This window comes from Pseudomonas sp. 2995-1 (assembly GCF_002742505.1).
Classification (GTDB): Bacteria; Pseudomonadota; Gammaproteobacteria; order Pseudomonadales; family Pseudomonadaceae; genus Aquipseudomonas; species Aquipseudomonas sivasensis.
In genome coordinates, this window is the sequence record NZ_LJSA01000175.1 from 1 (window position 1) to 285 (window position 285).

Genomic DNA, 285 nt, shown 5'->3' on the forward strand with positions numbered 1-285 from the left:
CTATTATCCATTATCAGTTCTTATGTTAGCGGGAATTAAAGATGTACTTATCATCTCTACACCCCAAGATACTCCAAGATTTGAGGAACTATTAGGTAACGGAGAAAACTATGGGATAACATTATCATATGCAACTCAAGAAAAGCCGAAAGGGATAGCAGAAGCCTTTATAATAGCGGAGGATTTTATTGGCTGTGATAAGGTTGCGTTAATTCTTGGAGATAATATATTTTATGGACATGGATTTACTCATTTACTTGAAAGTGTTACGGAGTCCTCTCTAGG

1 protein-coding gene is annotated in these 285 nt (G+C 36.1%); it reads left to right on the forward strand.

Features of this window, described 5'->3' with window-relative positions:
• A partial coding sequence (locus AOA61_RS00555; protein WP_256583313.1) for a sugar phosphate nucleotidyltransferase occupies positions 1-285 on the forward strand: 285 nt, incomplete at both ends.